This is a genomic window from Cryobacterium sp. TMT2-14 (genome assembly GCF_004402465.1).
GTDB classification, from domain to species: domain Bacteria; phylum Actinomycetota; class Actinomycetes; order Actinomycetales; family Microbacteriaceae; genus Cryobacterium; species Cryobacterium sandaracinum.
In genome coordinates, this window is sequence record NZ_SOFV01000028.1 from 32624 (window position 1) to 55750 (window position 23127).

Here is a 23127-nt window from a genome sequence, read left to right on the forward strand (position 1 = left end):
GGCCCGCGGCCGCGGGGTGCGGGCTGGGGTGCGCCTCGGCTGCCACCCGGGTTCGGGGGACGCCCGCCCGAGGACGTAGCGTTGCTACTTCAGAACCCGAGTCGGGCCGCTTCACAACCGTGAGGCCCCAACGGGTTGACACGGTCGTCCTCTGGGTGGCTGCGTCTGTGCCGTTTTGAGGAAGAAGCCCCATGCCTGAACGCACCACCGCGGTACCCGGAACCTCACCCACCGGGGCCGCAGCCCGAGACTCGCACGCGGATCCGAGCCTTGCTCGCTCGCTGAGTCGGCGGCACATCCAGATGCTCGCCATCGGCGGCACGATCGGAACCGGGCTATTCATGGGCGCCGGCAAGACCATCTCCCTCGCCGGGCCGGCCGTGATCTTCGTCTACATGATCATCGGCTTCATGCTTTTCTTCGTGATGCGGGCCATGGGCGAGATCCTGCTGTCCAACCTGAACTACAAGTCGTTCAGCGACTTTGCCGGTGACCTGCTCGGCCCGTGGGCGAGCTTCTTCACCGGCTGGTCATATTGGGCGTTCTGGGTGGTCACCGGCGTCGCCGACATCGTGGCCATCTCCGGCTACGTCGACGTGCTGGCACCGGGCACGCCGCTGTGGATCCCCGCGCTACTCACTCCGGTTGCGCTGATCCTGCTCAACCTGCCGAGCGTCAAGGCCTTCGGTGAAGCCGAGTTCTGGTTTGCTCTGATCAAGGTCGTCGCCATCGTGGCCCTGATCGGAACCGGCCTGGTAATGATCATTACGCACTTCACCTCCCCGTCGGGTGCCGTGGCCCGCTTCGAGAACATCTGGAACGACGGCGGGATGTTCCCGCACGGCGTCGCCGGCTTCGTGCTCGGCTTCCAGATCGCCATCTTCGCCTTCGCCGGAATCGAGCTTGTCGGCACCGCGGCCGCGGAGACGAGGGACCCGGAGAAGAACTTGCCCCGAGCCATCAACACCATTCCGCTGCGGCTGCTGCTCTTCTACGTGGGTGCCCTGGTGATCATCATGTCGGTCAACCCGTGGCGCACCATCGACCAAGGCAGCAGCCCTTTCATCGGCATGTTCGCCCTCGCCGGGCTGGGGGTCGCGGCCATCGTCGTCAACCTGGTCGTGCTCACCTCCGCCGCCTCGAGTGCCAACTCCGGCATCTACTCGACCTCCCGGATGGTCTACGGCCTCGCGCAGGACGGCAATGCCCCGAAGACCTTCGGCACGCTGAGCAGCCGCAAGGTGCCGAGGAACGCCCTGCTGTTCTCCTGCATATTCCTGCTGGCCGGGCTGGTGCTGCTGTACACGGGTGATTCCTTCATGGGCGCTTTCACGCTTGTCACCTCGGTGGCATCTGTGCTGACGATGTTCGTCTGGTCCATCATCATGGTCAGCTACCTCGCCTTCCTGCGCCGCCGTCCCCACCTGCACGCCGCCTCGAAATACAGGATGCCGGGCGCTCGGTTCATGCCCTGGGTCGTGCTGGCGTTCTTCGCCTTCATGCTCTGGGCCCTGGGCCAGGCTGACGACACGCGCCTCGCGCTGGTCGTGGCCCCGGTCTGGTTTCTGGCCCTCGGCGCCGCGTGGTACGTCAACCGCAAGGCGCCGCTGCAGCAGGCCCGGATCGTGGAGTGGAAGGCCGACGTTCAAGCAGAGAAGGCCACGCTCGTCCGGCGCTAGATCCGCGGCCGCCGCGACCAGCGGTCTGCCTTCATCGCGAGGTGCAGTTCCAGCCGCACCTGGCCGCCCAGCGGGTCAGCGCCGATCAGGGTGCGGATCTTCGCCAGCCGGTTGTAGATGCTGCTGCGGTGCAGGTGCAGGGCCGCCGCGACATCCTGAACCGACCCGTCGGTGTCGTAGAGCAGTTCCAGCATCGGAAGCAACTCGTGGTTGTCGTCGAAGTCCCGCAGCTCGGTGAAGTAGACCGATTCCACGGGGGAAAGGTTGCGGCTGCTGGCCGCGAGGAACTGGTAGACGCCGATCTGGCGGAAATCGGCGATGGTGCCCAACCGGGCGTCGACGGCGGCGGCCTGCACCGCTTTGCGGGACTGGATGTAGGCATCCGGGAACCGTCTGAGATCGGTGAACACCTCGCTGAAGCCCATCAGGTCGGGGCGTTCGGGGGTGCCGCCGCGCCGGGCGAGTTCGTACCGATAGCGGTGAAGCATCTCGGTGTGTGCCACCTTGCCCGCTGAATCGCGCAGCAGCACAACCGCGTGGGTCTCGGTGCCGGCGCTGAACCGGGCCGCGTCGATGCCGACCGTAGCGTGCAGCGCCGAGATCCGCTGGAGCAGAACGCCGGCGGCGAAATCGGGCGTGGCGTCGCCGCCGTCGGCCTGCTCGACGGGGCGGGGCATCAGGGTGGCGAGATGCCACGGGCCGGTCCCATGAATCTGCGGCCAGCCCGCGATCTCCTCGATGGCGGATGTCTCCGCCTGGCAGGCCGCGAGGAATAGGGCCTCACGTTTCCGGCGGTGCTCGGATTCGGCGGTGTTGCTGTCGAGCAAAGTCTCGGCCAGCCGGTCCAGCTGGCCGCGCACGGCGGGTAGCTCACGGAGGATCGCCTCCGGGGATTCGTCGTGCGACCCCTGCATCGCCCACAGGTAGCCGACCCGGAACCCCCGCACCATCAGCGGCACACAGACGCGGCCGAGCATGCCCAGCGCGGCGTTGGCGGGGACGGCGACGGGACGGACCGCTGTGCTGATTCCGTGCTGCAACTGCCAGGCGCTGACGTCGGCGGGCACCTTCTTGCTCAACAGGAAATTGACCCGCACGCTGTCGGCGAGCGGCTGGTCCCGGCTGTACGCCAGCAGGCCTCCGTCGAGATCCTCGAGCGAGAGGGCGCGGTCAAGGCCGGCCGCGAGGTGTTCGACCAGGTCTTCGATTTCCGCGGTTCTCATTGGCTCAATGTTAGGGGGCCGGAGCAGGCCGGAAACGGACATCAGGCGACGCTTGCCGGGTTGACGCGCGACAACTGTCGAGTGACAAAGCGGTTCCCCATCTCGGTGACCGGTGCGGTCCGGAGCGAAGCCGACCGGGATCACCAGGAAAACCCCTGAACGCGAGGCTTATTTATGCTGCGGTGGAGCCGTTGTCGGCATCGGTCTCCGCCGCTGGACCTCAGGCCCGACGGCGGCGTGCGGTTCGGGCCGAATTGGTGGATTTAGTCTTGACCCCGCTGCGGTTCACTGTCGAAAGTGGCGCCGCAGCCCCCTGTCACAAGTTCAATTGAGCAGTACTGAGCAACGGAGTCGGCCATGATCATCGGTGTACCCAAGGAAATCAAGAACAACGAATTCCGCGTAGCCATCACAGCCTCGGGCGTGCACGAGTTCCTGGCCGCCGGTCACACCGTGTTGGTCGAAAAGGGTGCCGGCCTCGGATCGCACATCACCGACGACGAGTACCACGTGGCCGGCGCCGAGCTGGTCGACTCCGCCGACGAGATCTGGGCCCGCGCCGACATGGTGATGAAGGTTAAGGAACCGGTCGCTTCCGAGTACCACCGCTTCCGCGAGGGTCTGATCCTCTTCACCTACCTGCACCTGGCCGCCGAGCCCGACCTCACCCGCGCCCTCGCCGAAGCCGGCGTCACCGCCATCGCCTACGAGACGGTGCAGACCGCCAACCGCGCGCTGCCGCTGCTGGCCCCGATGAGCGAGGTGGCCGGCCGACTGGCCGTGCAGGTCGGCGCGCAGTCCCTGATGGCCCCGGCCGGCGGCAAGGGCGTGCTGCTCGGCGGCGTGCCCGGGGTGCGCCCCGCGAAGGTCGTCGTGCTGGGCGCCGGCGTCGCCGGCACCAACGCGGCCGCCATGGCAATGGGCCTCGGCGCCGACGTCACGATCCTCGACATCAACATCGACCGGCTGCGCCAGCTCGACGCGCAGTACCAGGGCCGGCTGAAAACCGTCGCGTCCAACTCCTACGAGATCGAGAATGCCGTGACGGATGCCGACCTGGTCATCGGCTCCGTGCTGATCCCGGGCGCCAAGGCCCCGAAGCTGGTCACCAACGCTCTCGTGGCGCGCATGAAGTCCGGCTCCGTGCTGGTCGACATTGCCGTGGACCAGGGCGGCTGCTTCGAGGACACCCACGCGACCACGCACGAAAACCCGACCTACCGCGTTCACAACTCGATCTTTTACTGCGTTGCCAACATGCCCGGCGCCGTGCCGAACACGTCGACTTACGCGCTGACCAACGTCACCCTGCGGTACGCCCTCTCACTGGCCAACCTTGGCGTGAAGGCGGCGCTCGAGCGCGATGACGCCTTGGCCCTCGGCCTGAACGTCGCCGCCGGAGCGGTCACGAACCGTTCCGTGTCCGAAGCCCACGGCCTGCCGCTGGCCGACTGGCGCGAGCTCGTCACCGCGTAGCGCCGCGAGCGTTCCTGGCCTGCCACCGGTCGAGCAACCGGTGGTCGGGCTCGTCGAGAGGCGGCGACCCGACGTCCGGAGGCTCCCGTTCGGCGCTCGAGCTCGTCGAGACCCGGTGCGCCACCCCGCGCTAACTTCGGAGATTTTCGCAAGACGCCGCTCAGCCGGGCGCGAAAACCGGGGTTTCCCGAAAATCTCCGAGATTACGTCACGATGGATGCCCGTTGCTGGCACTGCGACGCTGCGGCGCCCGTTAGCTTAGCGGGGCGCCGGAACAGCCGTCCCCGTCAGGCGCTGCACCAGGGCGAGGGAGTGGTGCAGTAACTCGCCGGGGCTGCCGGTGAAGCCGCCGGAGAACCACTTCTGCATCGAGTAGCGCATGACACTGCCCGCGAGGGCGACGACCATTCTGGCCTCGTCGGCCAGATCGGGGGTGCCCGTCTCGGTGCGCCCCTGGGCGTGGAAGCGGTCGAGGACCAGCTGCACCAGATGCGCCTCCAGCTCCGCGATGCGGGACGTCTCCCCGGTGAGGAGTTCCGGGGTGCGCTCGATCAGCATCCTGCGGCTACGGAGAAGTTCCGTGTCGGGGGAGTGGTCGGCCACGGCGGCAGCGATCATTTCGACGAGGTCGCCCAGCACATCCCGGCCGGTGCCGTGCACGAACGCCTGGTGCTCGGCATCCGTCGGCTGAGGCGGCGCGCCGCCGAGGAACACGCCGTCCTTCGTGCCGAAGTAGTTGAAGAAGGTGCGCGGCGAGACCACGGCCGCCTCGCAGATCATGTCGACCGTCACCCGGTCGTAGCCGTGCTCGAGCGCCAGCGAGATGGCGGCCCGCTCCAGCGCCGACTGGGTGGCCGCGCGCTTGCGGGCGCGCAGCCCCAGGTCGGCGGCGGGGCCGGCCGGACCGGGGCCGTTCGGGCCCGCACCGCTCGGACCCGTGCTACTCATACCGCAGGGCGTCGATCGGGTTCTGCCGCGCCGCGGCCCGGGCGGGCAGGGTACCGGCCAGGAAGGCGATCAACATGACGACGCCGATGATGATGGCGATCGAACTCGGCGCGAACTGCACGACCTGAAGTCCGGGCAGGTTCTCGAACACGGTCGTAGCGAGGATGTTGCTGATCACCGAACCGACGCCCACCGCAACGAGCGCGCCCAGGGCGCTGCCCAGGAAGCCGATGAAGACGGCCTCGGTGCTGAACAGAGCGTAGACACGGCCGCCGTTCATGCCCATAGCCTTCATCAGCCCGATCTCCCGGGTGCGTTCCTGCACGCTCATCAGCAGCGTGTTGATGATGCCGAAGCCGGCGGCGATCAGCGCGATCACGGCGAAGGCGTTGAGCACGCCGATGATGACGTTGATCACGGTTTCGAACGAGCCGATCTGGTCCGCGACGGTCTGCGAGGCGTAGCCCTGGTCGGCGAGGTCGGCCTTGATCGCGACGATCTCCTCGTCGGAGGCGTCCAGGTCGAACCGGGCGGTCGCACTGGCGTAGCTCTGTGGTGCCCCGGCGGGGGTGCCGGCGAGTTCGACGTCGTGCAGCCGGTCCGTCAGCGGCTGGTTGAGGCCGGCCCCAGCGCCAAGGATGGTCTCGTTCTGCACGCCGACGATGGTGGCCGGAACCTGCTGCGGGGTGCCCGCGAAATCAGTGATGCCGATGGAGACGGTCTGGCCGATGGCCGACTCCGGGGTACTGAAGCCCAGCGCGTCGAGGTAGGTGGTCGGCAGCAGAAGCTGGTCGGTGGCGCTCTCGTTGTCCAGTTGAGCCCCGGCCGCCAGGTCGGCCGTGGTGAGGGTGGCGGGCGCGTTCACGGTCAGCTCGAACTTTCCGCTGCCGTCGTACTCGATGAAGTCGGGCGTCACCTGCACCGCCGGGTCGACGCCGAGGATGCCGCTGGTGGCCTTGATCGTGTCGAGATCGGCGTCGGTGAGCGCCTGGATGGTGCTACCGGGGCGCGAGCCGTTGCCCAGGCTGATCGTGGTGGCCTTCTCCGGGTCATACGCCGCCGGTCCGTCGCTCTCCGTCGCCGCGGCGTCGTCGGTCTTGGAGACCGTGAGCACATCCGCCGCACCGATCGCCGAGACCTGGCTGTTGATGTAGCTCGTCACCCCGGTGCCGATGCCGCTGGTGATGGTGAGCGTGAACGCGCCGATGAAGATGGCGATGACGGTCAGGCCGGTGCGGAGCTTGCTGCGAAAACTGTTCGCGATCGCGGATGTGATGATGTCGACGAATTTCATGCGCGCGCTCCCTCGGGCTTCGAGATGGCTTCAGGAGATCTGGTGACGTCCTCGATCCCGTCCCGGATGAAGATCTGGCGGTCGCAGCGGGCAGCGAGATCGATGTCGTGGGTGACGATGATGAGCGTGATGCCCTTGTCCTTATTGAGGGAGAAGAGGATGTCCTCGACGACGGCTCCGGTGGCCGTGTCGAGGTTGCCGGTCGGTTCGTCCGCGAAGATCACCTTCGGGTTGTTGACCAGGGCCCGGGCGATGACCGCGCGCTGCTTCTGCCCGCCGGAGAGGTTCATGGCCTTGTTCTTCGCCTTGTCGGCCAGCTCCAACTGCTCCAAGGCCTTCATTCCGCGCGCCCTGCGCGCCTTCGGGCTGACCCCGGCTATCTTCAGGGGGAGCACGACATTCTCGAGCACACTCGCATTGGCGGTGAGGAAGAACTGCTGGAAGACGAACCCGAAGTCCTGGTTACGAAGCCGGTTCACCTCCTTGCCCTTGAGCTTCTTCGCATCCGTTCCCTCGACCAGCAGCGCGCCGCTGTCCGGGTCGTCTAGCAGCGCCAACAGGTGCATGAGCGTGGACTTGCCGGACCCGCTCTTGCCGACGATGGCGACGGATTCACCGGCGCGGATGTCGACGGAGACTCCCTTGAGCGCGTCGAAACGGTTCGCCCCGCTCCCATAGGACTTGCCGATGTTCTGGGCCGAGAGAACGGGAACAGTCATAGGGGCAGCATCCTTCGGGGGAGAAGTCATCGGGTCGCACGTGTGCAGAGCCATCAAAATTACAGTAGCTGCACCGATGCCGCGTCAGCTGGGTGCGCCCTGTGCAGGGGCGGTGCATCCCCTTCTTTGGTTTTGGGCCGGACAAAGCGGGGCCCGGATCAGTGGATCCAGGCCCCGATGCCTATCGGTTCTCGGTCAGCGCCCCATTCTCAGGCGGCGGATCAGCCAGACGGTTGCCCCTGCCAGGACCAATCCGATCAGGACCATGATCCCGGGAGCCGAGCGATGGAAGCTCAGCGTCTCGGCGCCATCGGCCAGCTTGCCTGAACCGGCGGCCACCTTGGCATAGCCGGCGCTCAGCTCGGCGGTGCCGGCGGCGAGCGTGTTCGCACCGTCGAGGAGCGTCCCGGATCCGTCCGACACCTTCTCGGTGCCCTCGGCCAGGGCAGTGGACCCGGTTTCGAGCGCAGTGGTGCCGGCGACCAGCGTGGACGCCCCCGCCGCGAGGGTCTGCGTGCCGTCGGTCAATGACCCGGCGCCGACCGAGATGCGGGTTGCGCCGTCGGCGAGACTCACAGCGCCAGTTGCCAGGGTCGTCGCTCCCGTGAACAACGACGAGGCGCCGGCGGCTACTCGGCTGGTGCCGCCCTGGAGGGAGCTTGCACCGGTGGAAACCACGCTGGTGCCGGCCGCAACCCGTTCGGAACCGGCGGTGAGGGCCTGCGTACCGACCTGGAGTTCCGAGGCCCCCGTCGCGACGGCACCTGTCCCCGCGGCCACCGCGGCAGCTCCGCCGGACACCTGGGCCGCGCCGGCGGCGAGGGTTGTGAGCCCGTCGCGCAGTTCTGCGGATCTCGTCTGGAGCACCGCAGTGCCCTCGCTCAGGGGCGTCAATCCGTCGCGGAGGACGGCCGAACCGTCCCGAAGGGCAACAGCCCCGGACTCAACCCCCGTGGTGCCCGTGTGCAGGCTGGAGGCGGCGGAGCTCAGCCCCTGGAGAGTGGCCAGAAGGGCGTCCGGGGTGATCGTGTCCGCCTCGACCTGGTCGGCCAGGGTGGCGAGTGCGGCATCCAGCCTCGTGGCTCCCGCAGCGACGCTGCGGGCTCCGTCGCTGAGCTCGGTCGCCCCCAGCGCGAGGGCCTCGGCGCCGCGCCGGGCCTGGTTCGTGCCCTGGGCGGCGGATGCCGTTCCAACGGCGAGCAGGACCGAGCCGTCGCGAGCCGTCTTGGCGCCGAGGGCAGCCTGGCCAGCGCCGGTGGCCACGGTTGCCGCACCCGCGGCAACCTGCGTTGCGCCGGCGGAGACTTTCATGGCGCCGGTCCCTGTTGTGGCGACGCCGGCGGCGAGAGTCGCCGCACCGGTCGCAGCAGCTCCGGCACCGGCGGCGAGAGCGCTCGCTCCGCTGGCGGCGGTGGCGGCGCCGGCGGACAGCGTCTCCGCGCCCCGTGCGGCCGATTCGGTGCCGAGCACCAGCCTGGTGCTGCCGCTGACGCTCGTGAGTGCTCCGTCGAGGAGGGTGCCGGCGCCGGCCGAAGTGTTCGCCGCACCTGTCGCCAGGCTGATGGCGCCCGTGTTGGCCCGGGTCGCCCCGGCCTGGAGGTCGGTCGCACCGGCGGCCGCGGCGGCCGCGCCCTCCGACAGCGTTTCGGCGCCCACGGCGAGTTGTGCCGCGCCACCGGTGACTTTCAGGGAGCCGGTTTCCACCGTGACGGCTCCGGTGGAGAGTTCTCCGGCGCCGCTGGCCAGCCGCCCGGTGGTCAGGAAGAAGAACGTCAGCAGCATGACCAGCATGAGGCTGAGCCCGGCCACAATGGAGCGAATGCCAATGGTGCCTGGGCGGGATAGTGCACGGTCAGATCTCGTCATCGAGGCTCCTTGAAAGACGTGAGCAGGCATGCGGGCATGCCGGAACTCGCGTGGTGTGGTGTGCGGTGCGCGGTCAGACTCCGACGTCACGGCCGGTGGTTCACGGCCGTGCAGCACGGTGGCGCGCCGAAGTGACACGACCGTAGCAGTGGGGAGAAGCCACGAACCGAAGCCCGGAAAAGTTCGGGGCCAGGGCTAACGCATTCCGCGCTGACTATATATCGTTTGTGGGATTCCTACAGGGCTACCCCCCGAAAGGAGCGTCAAACATCACAGGTCGAGGGACTCGTTCGGCTCGAGCGGGAAGAACTCGCCGCCGTTCTGCTCGGTGGCCCACTGAATCCGGGCGTTGGACAGTTCCTTGCCACCCCGGGAGAGTCCCATTTCGTGGGTGGGGAAGGTGCGGCGCGGCTCGAGGGCCAGCACGTAGTCCATCACCTCGCTGATCTTGAGCCAGGGCGCGCCGGCCGGAACGGCGAGGGTCTGCACTGTCACGCCTTCCGGAATCGCAAACGAGTCACCGCCGTAGTAGAGCTCCTCGTCGACGAGTACGCCGAGGTTGTCGATCACCGGGATCGTTTTGTGGATGATGGCGTGCGTGCCGCCGAAGAAGCGCAGCCGAAACGGCCCGGCCTCCACGGTGTCGCCCGCGCTGACGACGGTCACGGGATAGCCGGCGGCGGCGGCCGCGACCCCGGCCGGGGCAAAGATCGCCACGTCGGGGTTCGGGGCGATGATGCGGTCCAGCTGTTCCGGGGTCCAGTGGTCGGGGTGCTCGTGGGTGAGCACGACGGCGACAGCCCGGGCGGTGTCGGTGAGCGGGCTCGTGAACGAGCCGGGATCGATGAATAACTTCTGGCCGGCCTTGTCAAGAATCAAAGCCGCGTGCTCGAGTTTCGTCAGTTTCATGGATTGAGCTAATACCCAATCCCAGAGCGCTGCAAGCTGAGACCATACTGGAGCGGTGCCTCCATGTCTTCACCTCGTCGTCGCCATCAACGCCGCCGCCGCTTTCGGTCGCCGCAGGGACGTCGGCCCTCGGGTTGCCCAGGCCCTGGTCGTGGCCGGCCACCAGGTGACCAGTCTGAGCGCCCCCAGCTTCGACGCGCTTCGCCGCGACGTCCAGAGCGCACTGGTGTCGCGGGTCGACGCGCTCGTGGTCGTCGGCGGCGACGGGATGGTCAGCCTTGGCACCAACCTCCTGGCCGGTACGAGTCGATTCCTGGCCATTGTGCCGTGCGGCACGGGCAACGACCTCGCGCGCGGGCTGGGGATCCCGGTCGACGACACGGATGCTGCCATCCGTCACCTGCTCGATGCCCTCACCCGCCCGCCGCGGGCCATAGACGCCGCCCGGGTGCGGTGCGGCGACACGACGATCTGGTTCGCGGGCGTGCTTTCGGCCGGGTTCGACGCCGTGGTTAACGAACGGGCCAACCGGATGCGCCGGCCCCGCGAGAAGAGCCGCTACACCCTGGCCATCCTGCTGGTGCTGACGACGTTTCGGCCCATCTCCTACCGGCTGACCGTCGACGGCCGGCCACGCCGGATGCGGGCCATGCTGATCTCCGTAGCCAACAACGTGTCGATCGGCGGCGGCATGCGCGTCGTTCCGGGTGCGGTGATCGACGACGGCCTGCTGGACCTCTTCATCGTGGCCCCGCTGTCGCGGGCGGGTTTCCTCCGCGTCTTCCCGAAGGTATTCTCGGGCACGCATACAACCCTGCCGCAGGTGGAAATCACCCGGTGTTGCAGCATCCGGATCGACGCCGACCGGGTCGCCGCCTACGCCGACGGGGAGAGGGTCGGGGCAATGCCGGTGCAGGTCGACGTGGTACCCAAAGCCCTGCTCGTGCACGCCTGAGCCGCTCAGTTTGGTTTTAGCTATCGGCGTGTGGCATATTGAATGAGTTGCAAAACGGCCCCATCGTTTAGCGGCCTAGGACATCGCCCTCTCACGGCGGTAACGCGGGTTCGAATCCCGCTGGGGTCACACCAGCCCGGTTTCCTTCTTTTCGAGGGGCACCGGGTGTCTTATTTGAGCGAGACCCCGGTAGACTCCACGGAGTGAAGGGGACTGTCCCCGTGCCCGTTCGGGCACCTCGCCGTGAACGTCAACACGGGCCGCGTCGCAGGGGCCCGACACGGCGGTATCGATCCATCGATACGGGAGAGACTCTCAGGTTTCCTGCTGCCTCCAGCATCCCCTTCAGTGAAAGGCTCTACACGCATGGAAATTGCTCTCCCGCTCTGGTTTGAGATTGGGTCGCTCGTCGTCCTGACGCTCATCCTGGTTGCCGACCTCCTCATCGTCTTCAAGCGGCCGCACGTGCCCTCGATGCGCGAGGCCAGCCTGTGGGTTGCCTTCTACGTGGGACTGGCCCTGATCTTCGCCCTGCTGATGTTGGTCCTGGGCGACGCCGAGCACGCGGGGCAGTTCCTCGCCGGCTGGCTCACGGAGTACAGCCTCAGCATCGACAACCTGTTCGTTTTCGTCATCATCATGGCGAGGTTCTCGGTGCCCCGGAAGTACCAGCAGGAGGTGCTGATCGTGGGCATCATCATCGCGCTGGTGCTGCGCGGCATCTTCATCCTGCTCGGAGCCCAGCTGATCGAGAACTTCAGCTGGATCTTCTACATTTTCGGCGCGTTCCTTCTCTACACGGCCGTGCACCAGGCGGTCGCAAAAGAGCCCGACGTGGACGAGGCCGACAACGGGCTGATCCGTTACCTGCGCCGACACATGAACATCTCGTCGACCTTCGACGGTTCGAAGTTGCGCACCCTGGTCGACGGCAAGAAGGTCTTCACCCCCATGCTGATCGTGCTCCTCGCGATCGGCACCACCGACCTGGTCTTCGCCCTCGACTCCATCCCGGCGATCTTCGGCATCACGCAGAGCCCCTTCATCGTGTTCACCGCGAACGTGTTCGCCCTGATGGGGCTGCGTCAGCTGTACTTCCTGCTGGGCGGGCTGCTCGAACGCCTCGAATACCTCAATTACGGGATCGCATTCATCCTGTTCTTCATCGGCGTCAAGCTTGTCTTCCATGCCCTGCACAACAATGAGGTCTTCTTCATCAACGGCGGCGAGGGCGTGGGCTGGGCTCCGGAGATCGACACCTGGACTTCTCTCGGGGTGATCGTGGTTTCCATGGCCGTGGCCACCATCGCCAGCCTGATTAAGGCTCGGCGGGATGCTCGCCGGCGCGGTCACACCCTCGCCGAGGAGATCCCCCACTTCGTCGAGGAGTGACATTCGCCGACGTGCCTCGCACGCACTCGAACACAGGAGCTGACGTGGCCTCGCAGAGTGAGAGCGAACTGGTGCTCCCCGCAACCCGTGCGCGGTTCGTGTTCAGTGCCCGGAGCGACGTCGGCCGCGAGCGCAAGGTCAACGAGGACAGCTTCCTGGCCCAGGCCCCGGTCTTCCTGGTCGCCGACGGCATGGGTGGTCATGCCCAGGGCGACGTGGCCAGCCAGACAGTCGTGCGGGTCTTCGAGGAACACATCGCCTGCGACGCACCTTCGACCCCGGAACGCGTGCTCGACGCCATCCACTCGTCGAACGATGCGGTGCGCGACCTCAGCGCCGTCGACGACTACGGCACCGCGGTGTCCGGTACGACGCTGTCGGGCATCGCGTTCGTCGACGCCGGCGACGACGTCGGCTTCCACTGGATGGCCTTCAACGTCGGCGACTCGCGGGTCTACACCTGGGACGGGCACACGTTGGCGCAGCTGAGCGTCGACCATTCCGCTGTGCAGGAGATGGTCGACGCGGGTCTCATTTCCAATGACGAGGCGGAGCAGCATCCGGAACGCAACGTGATCACCCGCGCGATCGGCGCCGACGAGTCCGTGGACGCCGACGTGTGGCTGCTACCGGCGTCCGGGCGGCACGCGTTCCTGATCTGCTCCGACGGACTGACCAAGGAACTCGGCGCGGCCGAGATCGCGAAGATCCTGGCATCCTATGACGGTGATAGCTTGCCCAGCCGGTCCCGCGCAGACGTGCTTGTCGACGCGGCTCTGGCCCGCGGCGGACACGACAACGTGACGGTCGTCTATGTGGAGTCGGAACTGGGCAACCCCGAGCAGGACGACACCGCCGACACGGGCGAAGCAGCGCGCCACAGATAGAGTGACGTCGTGGACACAGCGGAAAGCACCCTCGAATGAGGGGCGTCAGACAAAGCTCGCACACGCACAGTGTTAGCCTGTCAGGGTGCTGCTGCGTCGACCCTCTCTTCCCTGCCGCGACGAGTCCCAGTTCTGAGGCCTCTCTCGTCGTGGAGTTTCTGGTTGGCTGCATACCCATCGTTGAGGAAGACGCACACATATGACTGACGCACCACTGCTGGAAGAACGTCCGCGTACTCTGGCCGAAAAGGTTTGGGACAAACACCTCGTCGCCAAGGGCGAAGACGGCACGCCCGACCTGATCTACATCGACCTGCACCTCGTGCACGAGGTCACCAGCCCGCAGGCTTTCGACGGATTGCGCTTGGCCGGACGCCCTCTGCGCCGCCCCGATCTCACCATCGCCACGGAAGACCACAACACGCCGACCCTGGCGATCGACCGGCCCATCGCCGACCTCACCAGCCGCACCCAGATCGAGACGTTGCGGCGCAACTGCGAGGAATTCGGCATTCGCCTGCACTCGCTCGGCGACATCGAGCAGGGCATCGTGCACGTCGTCGGACCGCAGCTGGGCCTGACCCAGCCGGGCATCACCGTCGTCTGCGGCGACTCGCATACCTCCACCCACGGCGCCTTCGGGGCCATGGCGCTCGGCATCGGCACAAGCGAGGTAGAGCACGTGATGGCCACCCAGACTCTGCCTCTGACACCTTTCAAGACCATGGCGATCACCGTCGACGGCACTCTCCGCCCCGGCGTGACGGCCAAGGACATCATCCTCGCCGTGATCGCGAAGATCGGCACCGGCGGTGGCCAGGGCTACGTGCTCGAATACCGCGGCAGCGCCATCCGCGCCCTCTCCATGGAGGGTCGCATGACCATCTGCAACATGTCGATCGAGGCCGGCGCCCGCGCGGGCATGGTGGCCCCGGATGCGATCACCTACGACTACCTTCAGGGTCGCGCACACGCCCCGGAAGGCCAGGATTGGCTCGACGCGGTCGGCTACTGGGACACCCTCGCCACCGACGACGGCGCTGTGTTCGACGCCGAGGTGCTGCTCGACGCCGACACTCTCGAACCCTTCGTGACCTGGGGCACCAACCCCGGGCAGGGCGTGTCCCTGAGCGATACCGTGCCGGACCCGTCCGGAATCATCGACGCCAACGAGCGCTCGGCCGCCGAACGCGCCCTCGAGTACATGGACCTGGCGGCTGGCACCCCGATGAAGGAGATCCGGGTAGACACCGTCTTCCTCGGCTCCTGCACCAACAGCCGGGTCGAGGACCTGCGCGCCGCCGCCAACATCATCCAGGGCCATAGCCTGGCCCCCGGCGTGCGGATGCTGGTGGTGCCCGGTTCTGCGCGGGTGCGCATCGAGGCCGAGGCGGAGGGCCTCGATAAGATCTTCATCGACTTCGGCGCCGAATGGCGCTTCGCCGGCTGTTCGATGTGCCTCGGCATGAACCCCGACCAGCTCGCTCCCGGCGAGCGGTGCGCTTCCACGAGCAACCGCAATTTCGAGGGCCGTCAGGGCAAGGGCGGGCGCACGCACCTCGTCTCCCCGCTGGTCGCGGCGGCGACCGCCATCCGCGGTACGCTTTCGAGCCCGTGGGACCTGGTCCAGGATGGAGACGAGTAAGTAATGGAAAAGTTCACAACCGTCACGGGCATCGCGCTTCCACTGCGCCGCTCCAACGTCGACACCGACCAGATCATCCCCGCCGTCTACCTCAAGCGCGTCACCAAGACCGGCTTCGAAGACGCCCTCTTCGCCCGCTGGCGCGCCGACCCCGACTTCGTACTCAACAATCCGGCCTACGAGGGTGCCCGCGTGCTCGTGGCCGGCGCCGACTTCGGCACCGGCTCCTCGCGGGAGCACGCCGTATGGGCGCTACGCGACTACGGCTTCGACGTGGTCCTCAGCCCCCGCTTCGGCGACATCTTCCGCGGCAACTCCGGCAAGCAGGGTCTGCTCGCCGGCCAGATCTCCGAGGCCGACGCCCAGCGCCTGTGGGACATCATCGAGGCCTGTCCCGGAGTCGAACTGACGGTCGACCTCGTGTCGAGGACCGCCCGCGTGGGCGGCCTCACCGTTCCGTTCGAGATCGATGACTATACCCGGTGGCGCCTCCTCGAGGGCCTCGACGACATCGGACTCACCCTGCGCGATGAAGCGCGGATCGCAGAATTCGAATCCCACCGGGAGCCATGGCGGCCCCGCACTCTCCCCGCAAGGCAGGTACGTTTGTGAGCACCATCAGCGAAAACACCCAGGACCGTGAAGACGACCAGAACCGGTCGGACGCGCAGAACCGCGAGAACGCCCAGAACTGGGGCGCGGCCGTCGGGCTGCAGGGCGACCGGATCACCATCCGCGGCGGCATCCCCCTGGTCGGCCGGATCGAACTGAAAGGCGCGAAGAACCTGGTCACCAAGGCCATGGTCGCGGCCCTTCTCGGTGAGAGTCCCAGCACGCTCAAAAACGTGCCGAACATCAGCGACGTGCGCATCGTGCGCCAGCTGCTCGAAGTGCACGGCGTCAAGGTCACCGACGGCGCCGAGCCCGGCGAACTGCTGCTCGACCCGGTCGACGTCGAGAGCGCGCATTTCGCGGCGATCGACGCGTACGCCGGTTCCTCGCGCATCCCGATCCTGTTCTGCGGCCCTCTGCTGCACCGCCTCGGGGAGGCGTTTATCCCCGATCTGGGCGGCTGCCGCATCGGCGACCGCCCGATCGACTACCACCTGGACGTGCTGCGCAAGTTCGGCGCCGTCGTCGAGAAGCAGCCCAACGGCATCCGGATGTCCGCGCCCAACGGGCTCAAGGGCACCAAGGTATCCCTGCCCTACCCGAGCGTCGGCGCGACCGAGCAGGTACTCCTGACCGCCGTGCGCGCGGAGGGCATCACCGAGCTCAAGGGCGCGGCGATCGAGCCCGAGATCATGGATCTCATCAACATCCTGCAGAAGATGGGCGCCATCATCACGGTCGACACCGACCGGGTGATCCGGATCGAGGGCGTCGAGCGCCTCGAGGGCTACAACCACCGCGCCCTGTTCGACCGGAACGAGGCGGCCAGCTGGGCGGCAGCGGCCCTGGCCACCGACGGCGACATCTTCGTCGGTGGCGCACGCCAGCCCGAGATGTTGACGTTCCTGAACGTGTTCCGCAAGGTCGGCGGGGCGTTTGACATCGAAGACGACGGCATCCGTTTTTACCACCCGGGCGGCGACCTCAAGCCCGTCATCATCGAGACGGATGTGCACCCCGGCTTCATGACGGATTGGCAGCAGCCGCTCGTGATCGCCTTGACCCACGCGCACGGCGTCTCGATCGTGCACGAGACCGTCTACGAGCAGCGCTTCGGCTTCGTGGACGCTCTCGTCGAGATGGGCGCCACCATCCAAATCCACCGGGAATGCCTCGGCGGGCACCCCTGCCGGTTCGGCCAGCGCAACTTCAACCATTCGGCCGTGATCACCGGGCCGACGAAACTGACCGGCGCCGACATCGAGGTTCCCGATTTGCGCGGCGGCTTCAGCCACCTGATCGCGGCGCTGACCGCGAAGGGAACCTCCACCGTCAGCAACGTCGGAATCATCAGCCGCGGCTACGAGAACTTCATCACCAAGCTTCAACTGTTGGGGGCTGACTTCGATCTCGAAGGATAATGGGGCTGTGCCAGCATCCGATCCAGCGTCCGTGTCCGATCCAACGCCCCAGACCCACATCTCCCGTGACGTCGTGAACCCCGGGCGGGAGCGTTCGGAGACCCGGCGGCCATCCGTGTTCTGGGTGCTGGCGATGATGATCCTTCCGGTGATCAATCTCGCCGTGCGGTACAAGGTCACCGACGCCGCGAAGTTCCCCCGTTCGGGGGCGTTCGTGATGGCGCCCAACCACTTCAGCGAGATCGACCCGCTTCTGATGGGGGTAATGAGCTGGAATATGGGGCGCGCGCCCCGGTTCATGGCGAAGGCATCCGTCTTCAAAATCCCGGTGATCGGGTGGCTGCTGCACAAGTCGGGACAGATCCCGGTGCAACGCGGCGGCAGCGTGCGCGGCAGCGAGCCCGTGAAGGCGGCCGAGCGACTGGTCGAACGTGGCCAGATGGTCGTCGTCTACCCGGAGGGGTCGCTGACCCGGGACCCCGCGCTGTGGCCGATGCGTGGCAAGACCGGCGCTGTGCGGATCGCTCTCGAGCAGGGTATCCCGATCGTGCCGGTGGCCCACTGGGGAGCGCAGGCGATCATGCCGCGCTACTCGAAGCGGCTGAACCTATTCCCGCGCAAGACCGTGCTGGTCAAGATCGGTGACCCGCTCGACCTGGCGCAGTTCCGGGGCCGCAACCTCGACCCGGCGACGCTCAATGAGGCCACCACGCTCGTCATGGCCGCCATCACCCAGTTGCTCGAAGATCTTCGGGGTGAGACGGCGCCGTCCAAGCGCTGGAACCCGACCGAGCACGATCAGAAAGAGACCGGCCGTTTTGAAGCCTAAGGTTCAGCCAGGCAAACGGGTGGCCGTTCTCGGTGCCGGCAGCTGGGGCACCACGTTCGCCAAGATCCTGGCCGACGGCGGGGCCGACGTCGTGCTGTGGGCCCGCCGTCCCGAGCTCGCCCGCGAGATCACCGAGGCCCGGCGCAACAGCGACTACCTGCCCGGCATCAACCTGCCGGAGGGCCTGCGGGCCACCGCGAGGCTCGACCTGGCCCTCGCCGGCGCCGAGCAGGTGTTCGTATCGGTGCCGAGCCAGTCGCTGCGCGAGAACCTGATCCTGGCCGAGCCGTTCCTGGCTCCCGGCGCCATCGTGGTGTCGTTGATGAAGGGCGTCGAGCGCGGGTCCGGCCTGCGCATGAGTCAGATCATCGCCGAGATCCTGCCGATCAACCCCGACCTGATCGCGGCGATCTCCGGACCCAACCTGGCCCTGGAAATCGCCAAGGAACAGCCGACGGCGGCCGTGGTCTCCTCGAACAGCCTCGAGACCGCGCAGGCCGTTGCCATGCTGGCCCGCAACCGCTACTTCCGCTCCTACGTCAACACGGATGTCATCGGCACCGAATTCGGCGGCGTGCTGAAGAACCTCATCGCCGTGGCCATCGGCATCGTCGACGGCGTCGGCTACGGGGAGAACACGAAGGCGTCGATCATCACCCGCGGTCTCGTGGAGATGACCGATTTCGCGGTGGCCTACGGCGCGCATCCGGAAACGCTGGCTGGCCTGGCCGGCCTGGGCGACCTGATCGCGACCTGCCAGTCGCCGCTGTCGCGCAACAACACCGCCGGCCGGCTCCTCGGCCAGGGCTACGGCATCAACGACGTCGTCAAGCAGATGCAGCAGACCACCGAGGGTCTTGCGTCCGTCGGCCCCATTCTCGATCTCGCCCGCGCCAAGGGGGTGGACATGCCCATCGTTGAGCAGGTCCGCCAGGTGCTGGCCGGTACTCTGAAACCGCGGGATCTCGCCCCGCACCTGACCACGGACTCAGCGGAGCCGCAGGGCGAAAGGACGATTGATGACGAACAAGCTCACGGTGGCGCTGCTCTTTGGGGGTCGGTCAAGCGAACATTCGATCAGTTGCGCCACAGCGGGCGGCGTCCTGGCGGCGATTGACCGCGATCGCTACCACGTCATTCCGGTCGGCATCACCCGCGACGGAGCCTTCGTGCTCGAAGCGGATGACCCGGCTCGGTTCACATTGGACGCGGACGAACTGCCGGAGGTCTTCGACAACGGCACCCGCATCCGGTGGCCGGAGAGCAGCCTCAGCCGCCAGCTGACTGTCAGTGACGGCGCCGGCTATCGTTCGCTCGGTAACGTCGACCTGGTCTTCCCGATCCTGCACGGCCCGTTCGGCGAGGACGGCACCGTGCAGGGGCTACTCGAACTCGTCGGGCTGCCCTACGTGGGCTCAGGCGTGCTCGCGTCGGCGCTCGGAATGGACAAGCACTTCACCAAGACCGTCTTCCAGCAGGCTGCCCTCCCGGTCGCCCCGTGGCGTACCATCACCGACGGCGATTGGGCCGAGGCTCCCGGGATGGCGTTCGCGGCGGCCGAGGAGCTCGGGCTGCCCGTGTTCGTGAAGCCGGCTCGGGCGGGGTCGAGCGTAGGCGTGAGTCGGGTGTCGACCCTGGACCAGCTCGCCGAGGCGATGCGAGTTGCTCTGCTCGAGGACAGCAAGGTTCTGATCGAGGCCGGGCTGCGCGGACGCGAACTCGAGATCGCGGTGCTGCAGGGGCGTCCTGGGGAGCCGACGCGGGCATCCGTCGCCGGCGAGGTGAGGGTCACCGGGCGGGACTTCTACGACTTCGCCGCCAAGTACCTCGGTGCGTCCGGCATCGACCTGGTCTGCCCGGCCGACCTCACCTCCGAGGAACTCGCCCAGATGCAGGCCCTGGCCATCCGCGCGTTCGACGCGATCGATGGCGCCGGCCTGGCGCGGGTGGACTTCTTCCTCACCGATGACGGCTGGGTCATCAACGAGATCAACACCATGCCCGGGTTCACCCCCATCTCGATGTTCCCGAGCTGCTGGCTGGCCAGTGGCTTCACCTACCCGCAGTTGATTGATGAGCTGATCGAGGTGGCGATCGCCCGCCGCGCCGCGCCGGCCGCGCTGCACCTGGCGGTCTAGCCGCCCAGCCGCACGCCCGGCGCGGCGATCAGGCCTTCTGCACCGTGATGGTCCAGTGGGCGTCCCCGACGCGATCGAAGTGGGTGACCGGGTAGCCGCTCTCCGCCGCCCAGCGTGGCAGGGCGTCCGTCGCTTGCGTGCAGTCGAAGTTGATGGTGAGCTCGTCGCCGAGGTCGAGCTTTTCGATTGCGGCTCCGGCCTCCACGAGCGGGAACGGGCAGACCTGACCGTCGGTCTCAAGTACGTACTGTGCCATGTCGGGCTTCTTTCTTCTGGTTGGCTGCGGGGTTGCTACTGGTTGGCCGGAACGCGAGCGGGGGAGACCCCTACCCGCGCGGACCCGGTGATGAAGAGGCGCGTCGCGGCGCCGGTGCCGATGATCATGAACACCAGCGCCACCCAGCCCTGGAGGCCGAAGGTGGCGGTGTCGACCATGCCGTTGCCGATGGTGCAGCCGCCGGCCAGGCTGGCTCCGACGCCCATCAGCACCCCGCCGAGGATGCTGCGGATGGTTGTGGTGACATCGGGCAGCCGCACCCGGAACTCGCCGCTGCCCTTGGCTGCGATGAACGAGCCGAGCAGGATGCCGATCACCAGGTACACTCCCCAGTCGATCAACTGGGGATCGCCGCGCACGAGGTAGTTGACGATGTTCGAGGACGGCCCGGTGATACCGAGCCCGGACTCGCGCCCGGTTGCCCAGCTGAGCGGCCAGGCGAGGATGGCGAGCGGCGCGATGATCAGGGCGGTGGTGAACGCGCCCCATTTCTTCTCGAACAGGAGATGCCGGATGCCGCTCGTGCGGGCCGGGAGCGACGCGACCGGCAGGGACGACCGCAGCCGCAGGTGGTGCCGGGCGAGCAGGCCGACGCCGGTGACGAGCACCGCGACCAGCACCCACGGTGAGATGCCGAGGACTCCGTGGATGGTGGAAGCCTCCACGGTGATACCGCGCAGCGCCGCGACCGGAGCGGACAGCGCGCCCGTCTTCGAGATGGCGGAGAAGAGGGCGTAGAAGATCAGGGCGAACCAGCTGCCCACCAGACCCTCGCCGGCGCGGTAGTAGGTGCCCGTGGCGCATCCGCCGGCCAGCACGATGGCGAACCCGAAGATGAACGCACCGATGATCGTGGCCAGCCAGGCGAAGGGCTGGGGGTCGAGGGTGATCACACCGGCAGCGTCGAGGGCGAAGACTCCCACACTCTGCACCGCGATGACGATCAGAAAGGCCGTCAGCCAGCGGGTGCTGCCCGTGAGCCACAGGTCCCGGAAAGCGCCGGTGACGCAGAACCTGCCCCGCTGCATGGTGAAGCCCAGGGCGACGCCCAGGCCGAGTCCGGTGAGAAGCATGTCGTGTCCCCGTCCATCAGAGGCCGCACGCCGTGTGACGGCGACTCCCCAGCGACGTTACGGGCCGGCCGGCGGCGCTGCTCCCAGACGTCGCGGCATAACGAAATGAGACGTAACACTTGACAACTCCGTACCCGCACTCGTCCGTGCGGCCGCAACACCCTAAAGTTGTCGACTCGGGGCAGCAGGACGGCGGGGTGGCAGGGTGGCAGGGTGGCAGGGTGGCGGGCTATGGAGCGGGCGCCACCGTCTCGCCGTCGGTCGGCAGCAGCAGGTCCGCGGCGCCGAGGCACTGGCCCGTCGCGGGGATGTTCCCCACGGCCTGCGCCAGGTCTACGAGCACCGTGGACCCGCTGACCTTGTCCGAGTCGATGACCAGTTCGGTTGCCGGGTCACGGCCGTAGGTGGTGTAGCGGTAGAGCGGGGCATCCGAGTCGTCTTCGATCCAGTCGATGCCGTTGACCGTGAGGCAGGGGAGCGTCGTCGGTGGGGGCACGGCAACGCCGCAGTGCAACAGGACCGCGCTCGGGGTGCCCCACGCGCCCGTGGCCTGGGCGTTCGTCTCACGTTCCGGAAGCGAGGCCACCGAGGTCGGAAGGCGAACGATGAGGTCGGCGCAGGTGGGATTGACGGCATCCGCGGCCGGTTCCAGTGGCACGACCGCCGTGCAGCCGGTGAGGAGCACGGTACCGGCGACGAGCGTGAGCGCGAGGCCGGTGTGGAGGAAACGGATGCAGGGAGTCATTGCATTCAGGCTACCGTTTGAAGCATGACGAATTCTGCGGGCGCGATGATCCCCATGAGTGCGACGCTGGCCGACCTGAGCGAAGGGGAGGTTCTCGCCCGGATCTTCCCGCGACTGCCGGGCTCCGCGGCCCAGCTCCTCGGCCCCGGCGACGACGCCGCCGTGATGCGGGCCCCGGACGGGCGCTACGTCGTCACCACGGACATGATGATCCAGGGTCCGGATTTCCGGCTCGCCTGGTCGTCCCCGCACGACCTCGGCTGGAAGGCCGCCGCGACGAACCTGTCCGACGTCGCCGCCATGGGGGCCCGTCCCACCGCACTGGTGGTGGCGATCGCCGCCCCGCCGTCGACGCCGATCTCGGTGATCGAGGGCATCGCCGACGGGGTGCGCGACTGCTGCGAGGCGCTGGCCCCCGGCTGCGGCGTCGTCGGCGGCGACCTGTCCGCGTCCGACGCCCTCACGCTCGCTGTGACAGCCTTTGGCGACCTCGAGGGACGCGAGCCCGTGCTGCGCTCCGGGGCGCGGCCAGGCGACGTCGTGGTCCTGGCCGGGCGCCTCGGTGAGGCCGCCCGAGGCCTGGACCTGCTCTTCCGCCTCGCCGTTGACGAAAACGGTGTTCCGGATGCTGCGCTGGCGGACGCACTGCGGGCGCAGCATCCTGAGGCGGTCGCCGCGCAGCTCGCACCGGTGCCGCCCATCGACCGAGGCCCGGCCGCCGCCGGCGCCGGCGCGACCGCGATGCTGGACGTGTCCGACGGACTCGCCATCGACGCCGGGCGCCTCGCCCGGGCCAGCGGCGTGGGCATCGACTTCGCCCGGTCGGCCCTCGGCGAGAATGTCGAGCGTTCCCTCGGCGGCGGCGAGGACCACGGCCTGCTGGCCACTTTCCCGCCGGGCGCCGTGCTGCCCGCCGGCTTCCGCGCCGTCGGCGTGGTGACGGATGCCGCAGGCTCGGTCCTGGTGGATGGCCGCCCCCACGACCAAGCCGGTTGGGACCCCTACCGCGGCTGGGACGGCGCCGTCGCCTGAGAGCGCC

General features: G+C 67.7%; 21 protein-coding genes and 1 tRNA gene. 13 read left to right on the forward strand and 9 right to left on the reverse strand.

Annotated elements, in window-relative coordinates; translation table 11 throughout:
• The first annotated feature begins 191 nt into the window (after positions 1–191).
• Positions 192–1679 (forward strand): amino acid permease, encoded by a 1488-nt coding sequence (locus tag E3O28_RS10590; protein ID WP_134415891.1) that lies wholly within the window; start codon positions 192–194, stop codon positions 1677–1679.
• Here E3O28_RS10590 and E3O28_RS10595 read toward each other — a convergent pair.
• Positions 1676–2902: a PucR family transcriptional regulator gene (locus E3O28_RS10595; RefSeq protein ID WP_134415893.1), complete on the reverse strand. Its 1227-nt coding sequence runs from the start codon at positions 2900–2902 to the stop codon at positions 1676–1678. The genes E3O28_RS10590 and E3O28_RS10595 overlap by 4 nt on opposite strands.
• Before the next feature lie 357 nt (positions 2903–3259).
• Here E3O28_RS10595 and ald point away from each other — a divergent pair, with 357 nt between their 5' ends.
• Positions 3260–4378, forward strand: a complete 1119-nt coding sequence (gene ald / locus E3O28_RS10600) for an alanine dehydrogenase (protein ID WP_104103001.1) — start codon at positions 3260–3262, stop codon at positions 4376–4378.
• Between the two features lie 258 nt (positions 4379–4636).
• On the opposite strand, the gene E3O28_RS10605 is transcribed toward ald, so the two are convergent.
• From E3O28_RS10605 to E3O28_RS10625, 5 genes are all read right to left on the reverse strand, one after another.
• Positions 4637–5326 (reverse strand): TetR/AcrR family transcriptional regulator, encoded by a 690-nt coding sequence (locus tag E3O28_RS10605; protein ID WP_104103004.1) that lies wholly within the window; start codon positions 5324–5326, stop codon positions 4637–4639.
• Positions 5319–6620: an ABC transporter permease gene (locus E3O28_RS10610; RefSeq protein ID WP_104103007.1), complete on the reverse strand. Its 1302-nt coding sequence runs from the start codon at positions 6618–6620 to the stop codon at positions 5319–5321. The genes E3O28_RS10605 and E3O28_RS10610 overlap by 8 nt, the downstream gene beginning before the upstream one ends.
• On the reverse strand, positions 6617–7339 hold the full coding sequence (locus tag E3O28_RS10615; RefSeq protein ID WP_104103010.1) for an ABC transporter ATP-binding protein: 723 nt from the start codon (positions 7337–7339) through the stop codon (positions 6617–6619). Before E3O28_RS10615 ends, E3O28_RS10610 begins: the two co-directional genes overlap by 4 nt.
• Before the next feature lie 195 nt (positions 7340–7534).
• On the reverse strand, positions 7535–9205 hold the full coding sequence (locus E3O28_RS10620) for a hypothetical protein (RefSeq protein ID WP_134415895.1): 1671 nt from the start codon (positions 9203–9205) through the stop codon (positions 7535–7537).
• A 270-nt stretch (positions 9206–9475) separates the two neighbouring features.
• The gene (locus E3O28_RS10625) at positions 9476–10114 is read right to left on the reverse strand and encodes an MBL fold metallo-hydrolase (protein WP_134415897.1); all 639 of its coding nucleotides are present in this window, start codon (positions 10112–10114) and stop codon (positions 9476–9478) included.
• A 55-nt stretch (positions 10115–10169) separates the two neighbouring features.
• On the opposite strand from E3O28_RS10625, the gene E3O28_RS10630 reads away from it, so the two are divergent.
• The 10 genes from E3O28_RS10630 to E3O28_RS10675 all read left to right on the forward strand — a co-directional run bounded on the left by E3O28_RS10630 (position 10170) and on the right by E3O28_RS10675 (position 19993).
• Positions 10170–11069: a diacylglycerol kinase family protein gene (locus E3O28_RS10630; protein WP_134415899.1), complete on the forward strand. Its 900-nt coding sequence runs from the start codon at positions 10170–10172 to the stop codon at positions 11067–11069.
• 56 nt (positions 11070–11125) lie between these two features.
• Positions 11126–11198, forward strand: a tRNA-Glu gene (locus E3O28_RS10635).
• Between the two features lie 237 nt (positions 11199–11435).
• Positions 11436–12461, forward strand: a complete 1026-nt coding sequence (locus tag E3O28_RS10640) for a TerC family protein (protein ID WP_134341769.1) — start codon at positions 11436–11438, stop codon at positions 12459–12461.
• Positions 12462–12505: 44 nt separating this feature from the next.
• Positions 12506–13348: a protein phosphatase 2C domain-containing protein gene (locus E3O28_RS10645; protein ID WP_241973092.1), complete on the forward strand. Its 843-nt coding sequence runs from the start codon at positions 12506–12508 to the stop codon at positions 13346–13348.
• A gap of 199 nt (positions 13349–13547) precedes the next feature.
• Positions 13548–14993, forward strand: coding sequence for a 3-isopropylmalate dehydratase large subunit (leuC, locus tag E3O28_RS10650; protein WP_104103021.1), 1446 nt, complete (start codon positions 13548–13550; stop codon positions 14991–14993).
• A 3-nt stretch (positions 14994–14996) separates the two neighbouring features.
• Complete coding sequence (gene leuD, locus E3O28_RS10655; RefSeq protein WP_104103024.1) at positions 14997–15605, forward strand: 3-isopropylmalate dehydratase small subunit; 609 nt, start codon at positions 14997–14999, stop codon at positions 15603–15605.
• Positions 15606–15703: 98 nt separating this feature from the next.
• On the forward strand, positions 15704–17026 hold the full coding sequence (gene murA / locus E3O28_RS10660) for a UDP-N-acetylglucosamine 1-carboxyvinyltransferase (RefSeq protein ID WP_233191550.1): 1323 nt from the start codon (positions 15704–15706) through the stop codon (positions 17024–17026).
• A gap of 133 nt (positions 17027–17159) precedes the next feature.
• The gene (locus E3O28_RS17020) at positions 17160–17855 is read left to right on the forward strand and encodes a lysophospholipid acyltransferase family protein (RefSeq protein WP_241973097.1); all 696 of its coding nucleotides are present in this window, start codon (positions 17160–17162) and stop codon (positions 17853–17855) included.
• 19 nt (positions 17856–17874) lie between these two features.
• Positions 17875–18972 (forward strand): NAD(P)H-dependent glycerol-3-phosphate dehydrogenase, encoded by a 1098-nt coding sequence (locus tag E3O28_RS10670; RefSeq protein ID WP_104103030.1) that lies wholly within the window; start codon positions 17875–17877, stop codon positions 18970–18972.
• Entirely contained in the window at positions 18875–19993 is a 1119-nt protein-coding gene (locus tag E3O28_RS10675; RefSeq protein WP_134415901.1) for a D-alanine--D-alanine ligase family protein, read from the forward strand. The genes E3O28_RS10670 and E3O28_RS10675 overlap by 98 nt, the downstream gene beginning before the upstream one ends.
• Before the next feature lie 28 nt (positions 19994–20021).
• Here E3O28_RS10675 and E3O28_RS10680 read toward each other — a convergent pair whose 3' ends face one another.
• The 3 genes from E3O28_RS10680 to E3O28_RS10690 form a co-directional block, all read right to left on the reverse strand.
• Positions 20022–20249, reverse strand: a complete 228-nt coding sequence (locus E3O28_RS10680; protein ID WP_104171673.1) for a sulfurtransferase TusA family protein — start codon at positions 20247–20249, stop codon at positions 20022–20024.
• Positions 20250–20284: 35 nt separating this feature from the next.
• Entirely contained in the window at positions 20285–21343 is a 1059-nt protein-coding gene (locus E3O28_RS10685) for a YeeE/YedE family protein (protein ID WP_104103039.1), read from the reverse strand.
• A gap of 229 nt (positions 21344–21572) precedes the next feature.
• A complete protein-coding gene (locus E3O28_RS10690) occupies positions 21573–22088 on the reverse strand; it encodes a DUF3515 family protein (protein ID WP_134415903.1) in 516 nt (171 codons plus the stop codon).
• Between the two features lie 24 nt (positions 22089–22112).
• On the opposite strand from E3O28_RS10690, the gene thiL reads away from it, so the two are divergent.
• Entirely contained in the window at positions 22113–23120 is a 1008-nt protein-coding gene (thiL, locus tag E3O28_RS10695; protein ID WP_233191531.1) for a thiamine-phosphate kinase, read from the forward strand.
• The last annotated feature ends 7 nt before the right edge of the window (positions 23121–23127 follow it).

Excerpts from the sequence above, each read along its gene's own strand:
- E3O28_RS10590 (WP_134415891.1), top strand. The coding sequence starts at position 192 with ATGCCTGAACGCACCACCGCGGTACCCGGAACCTCACCCACCGGGGCC.
- E3O28_RS10595 (WP_134415893.1), bottom strand. The coding sequence starts at position 2,902 with ATGAGAACCGCGGAAATCGAAGACCTGGTCGAACACCTCGCGGCCGGC.
- ald (WP_104103001.1), top strand. The coding sequence starts at position 3,260 with ATGATCATCGGTGTACCCAAGGAAATCAAGAACAACGAATTCCGCGTA.
- E3O28_RS10605 (WP_104103004.1), bottom strand. The coding sequence starts at position 5,326 with ATGAGTAGCACGGGTCCGAGCGGTGCGGGCCCGAACGGCCCCGGTCCG.
- E3O28_RS10610 (WP_104103007.1), bottom strand. The coding sequence starts at position 6,620 with ATGAAATTCGTCGACATCATCACATCCGCGATCGCGAACAGTTTTCGC.
- E3O28_RS10615 (WP_104103010.1), bottom strand. The coding sequence starts at position 7,339 with ATGACTGTTCCCGTTCTCTCGGCCCAGAACATCGGCAAGTCCTATGGG.
- E3O28_RS10620 (WP_134415895.1), bottom strand. The coding sequence starts at position 9,205 with ATGACGAGATCTGACCGTGCACTATCCCGCCCAGGCACCATTGGCATT.
- E3O28_RS10625 (WP_134415897.1), bottom strand. The coding sequence starts at position 10,114 with ATGAAACTGACGAAACTCGAGCACGCGGCTTTGATTCTTGACAAGGCC.
- E3O28_RS10640 (WP_134341769.1), top strand. The coding sequence starts at position 11,436 with ATGGAAATTGCTCTCCCGCTCTGGTTTGAGATTGGGTCGCTCGTCGTC.
- leuC (WP_104103021.1), top strand. The coding sequence starts at position 13,548 with ATGACTGACGCACCACTGCTGGAAGAACGTCCGCGTACTCTGGCCGAA.
- leuD (WP_104103024.1), top strand. The coding sequence starts at position 14,997 with ATGGAAAAGTTCACAACCGTCACGGGCATCGCGCTTCCACTGCGCCGC.
- E3O28_RS17020 (WP_241973097.1), top strand. The coding sequence starts at position 17,160 with ATGATGATCCTTCCGGTGATCAATCTCGCCGTGCGGTACAAGGTCACC.
- E3O28_RS10675 (WP_134415901.1), top strand. The coding sequence starts at position 18,875 with ATGACGAACAAGCTCACGGTGGCGCTGCTCTTTGGGGGTCGGTCAAGC.
- E3O28_RS10680 (WP_104171673.1), bottom strand. The coding sequence starts at position 20,249 with ATGGCACAGTACGTACTTGAGACCGACGGTCAGGTCTGCCCGTTCCCG.
- E3O28_RS10685 (WP_104103039.1), bottom strand. The coding sequence starts at position 21,343 with ATGCTTCTCACCGGACTCGGCCTGGGCGTCGCCCTGGGCTTCACCATG.
- E3O28_RS10690 (WP_134415903.1), bottom strand. The coding sequence starts at position 22,088 with ATGACTCCCTGCATCCGTTTCCTCCACACCGGCCTCGCGCTCACGCTC.
- thiL (WP_233191531.1), top strand. The coding sequence starts at position 22,113 with ATGACGAATTCTGCGGGCGCGATGATCCCCATGAGTGCGACGCTGGCC.